We start from the raw sequence: 2,603 nt of genomic DNA, 5'->3' as shown, positions 1-2,603 counted from the left end.
GGTGGCTACACCCGCATCACCCGCACCGTTCCCCGTCGTGGCGACAACGCCGAGATGTCCATCATTGAATTGGTCTGATCAGACCTCACGTCAATCCTGACGTTTGAACATCAAACCCTCGTCTGCAGGTCCTGAGCCAGCGTCCCTCAAGCGGATCGCGCTCAGCCTTCAGTACGAGGGTTCTTCATTTTGTGGCTGGCAGCGCCAACGCAACGGTCGGAGTGTTCAGGCCGTACTGGAAGACGCCATCGCCCAGCTCGATCCGCACCGACCGGTGCAGACCTTTGCCGCCGGTCGCACCGATGCCGGCGTTCATGCCGCCGGTCAGGTGGTGCACTTCGACTGCAGTGGGCCGATTCCAGCTCACAAATGGGCTCCGGCCTTGAACGGACGCCTGCCGAGCACCATTCGTGTGCGCGAATCCGTCGGCCGTCCCCTGGATTGGCATGCCTGTTACTCCGCCACCTACCGGCGGTACCGGTACACGATTCACAACGGCCGGCGTCCCAATCTGTTTCTCAGCCCCTGGAGCTGGCACCGCTACCAACACAGACTGGATGCCTCCCGCATGCGGGACGCTTTGAATACCATGCTTGGTCTGCACGACTTCAGCGCCTTCATGAAGGCAGGGAGCCGTCGCACTCATGCCCGAACCACCGTGCAGGAGGTGCTCGTGGAGCGCCGAGGCGATCTTCTGTGGGTTGAGATTCAGGCCAGTGGTTTTCTGTACGGCATGGTTCGCCTGCTGATGGCCCAGTTGGTGGCCGTTGGCGAGCACCGTCTCAGTGTTGCCGCCTTTGAACATCGCTGGCGGGAGCGACGACGCCATGAGGTGAAAGAGGCGGCGCCAGCCACGGGCCTCTGCCTGCTTCGAGCTGGTTATGCCGAGGCCATCTTCACCAAAGCCGGCTGGTACGATTGCCAGCCGTGGTTTTTTCTGGCCGAGAGTGATTCGCCTCCGGATCCACCCTCAACGCCGGGATAAACGGTCTTCTACTTGGAATGCTGCCCAACTCACAGGAGCTGGAGGGCTGAAGAGTAAGCTCGATCTTTAGCCCCGTCAGGTCCGACTCTGGACCGACCCCCCTTTGCCCAGTTCCGCTTTCTCAGGCGGGACATACCCGAACCGGCATGCCGGCGCGATGAACAAGACCTCTCTCCCCCCGATTGATTCGATCGACCGCCAGTGGTACGTGGTGGACGCTGAGAATCAAACCCTCGGCCGTCTATCCACTGAAGTGGCCGCCGTGCTGCGTGGCAAGAACAACCCCAGCTTCACCCCCCATCTGGACACCGGTGATTTTGTCGTCGTTGTGAACGCCGATAAGATCAAAGTCTCCGGCCGTAAGCCCCAGCAGAAGCTGTACCGCCGTCACTCCGGTCGTCCCGGAGGCATGAAGGTGGAAACCTTCGAAGCTCTGCAGGAACGGATTCCCGAGCGGATCGTCGAGAAGGCCATCAAAGGCATGCTTCCCCACAATGCCCTGGGCCGCCAGATGTTCCGCAAGCTCAAGGTCTACAAAGGCACAGAGCATCCCCACGCCGCTCAGAAGCCCCAGCCTCTTCAGCTCAACCCCTCCGCATCCGCCAAATGAGCAACAACTCCGTCGTCTACTGGGGCACCGGTCGTCGCAAGACCTCTGTCGCTCGTGTTCGCCTCGTCCCCGGCAATGGAACGATCACCATCAACGGTCGTCCCGGTGACAACTACCTGAACTACAACCCCTCGTACATCGCAGCGGTGAAGGCTCCCCTGGAGACCCTCGGCCTCAGCAGCGAGTACGACATCCTCGTCAACGTTCACGGTGGTGGACTCACCGGTCAGTCCGGCGCCATCAAACAAGGTGCAGCCCGCGCCCTATGTGAACTGTCTGCCGACAACCGCAAGCCGCTGAAGACGGAAGGTCACCTGAGCCGCGACCCCCGTGCCAAGGAACGCCGCAAGTACGGTCTCAAGAAAGCCCGTAAGGCCCCTCAGTTTTCTAAGCGCTGATTTTTTTACCGATGCCAAAGCCCGACATTCATCCCACCTGGTATCCCGACGCCAAGGTGATCTGCAACGGCGAAGTGGTCATGACCACGGGCGCCACCCAGCCAGAAATTCACGTCGACGTCTGGAGCGGCAACCACCCCTTCTTCACCGGCACCCAGAAGATCCTCGACACCGAGGGTCGTGTGGATCGCTTCATGAAGAAGTACGGCATGGGCACCAAGAAAAAAGGTGCCGACTCCGCCAAGGCCGAGTCCAAGGCCTGAGGGTGAGAACGGGGCATGGACGCCTCGACCTTGTTCACACGGCTGGAAACAGCCACAGCCAGCTTCCGCAGCCTCGAGCGGCAGCTGGCTGATCCTGATGTGGCCGCTGATCCAAAGCGGCTTGAATCGATCGCACGGGAGCGATCAAAGCTTGAGCCTCTCGTGCTCGACTTCGAGGAACTCCAGAAGCTCGAATCCGAGCGCGATTCCGCACGTCAATTGCTCAAGGACAGTCGCGGTGACGCTGCGATGGAGGAACTGGCGCAGGATGAGTTGGCCAGCCTCCAGGAACAGCACGCAACGCTGATGGAGCGGCTCACCCTAGCTCTGCTGCCGCGGGATCCCCG

General features: G+C 60.9%; 6 protein-coding genes. All 6 read left to right on the top strand.

Translation table 11 applies throughout. From position 1 onward, the window contains the following. Positions 1-78, top strand: a 78-nt coding sequence (locus tag ACGVJ8_RS07970) for a L17 family ribosomal protein (protein WP_392347032.1), incomplete at its 5' end; no start/stop codon positions are given. Between the two features lie 25 nt (positions 79-103). Further along, positions 104-985: a tRNA pseudouridine(38-40) synthase TruA gene (gene truA / locus ACGVJ8_RS07965; RefSeq protein WP_392347030.1), complete on the top strand. Its 882-nt coding sequence runs from the start codon at positions 104-106 to the stop codon at positions 983-985. 157 nt (positions 986-1,142) lie between these two features. Next, entirely contained in the window at positions 1,143-1,595 is a 453-nt protein-coding gene (gene rplM, locus ACGVJ8_RS07960) for a 50S ribosomal protein L13 (RefSeq protein ID WP_392347028.1), read from the top strand. Further along, entirely contained in the window at positions 1,592-1,993 is a 402-nt protein-coding gene (gene rpsI / locus ACGVJ8_RS07955) for a 30S ribosomal protein S9 (RefSeq protein WP_006849745.1), read from the top strand. Before rplM ends, rpsI begins: the two co-directional genes overlap by 4 nt. 11 nt (positions 1,994-2,004) lie before the next feature. Further along, positions 2,005-2,256, top strand: coding sequence for a 50S ribosomal protein L31 (rpmE, locus tag ACGVJ8_RS07950; RefSeq protein WP_006851595.1), 252 nt, complete (start codon positions 2,005-2,007; stop codon positions 2,254-2,256). Positions 2,257-2,271: 15 nt separating this feature from the next. After that, positions 2,272-2,603: PCRF domain-containing protein (locus ACGVJ8_RS07945; RefSeq protein WP_392347025.1), on the top strand; the 332-nt coding region annotated here is incomplete at its 3' end.

Origin of the sequence: Parasynechococcus sp., assembly GCF_042954245.1 — a bacterium.
Classification (GTDB): domain Bacteria; phylum Cyanobacteriota; class Cyanobacteriia; order PCC-6307; family Cyanobiaceae; genus Parasynechococcus.
This window is presented reverse-complemented; position numbering and strand designations above follow the sequence as displayed.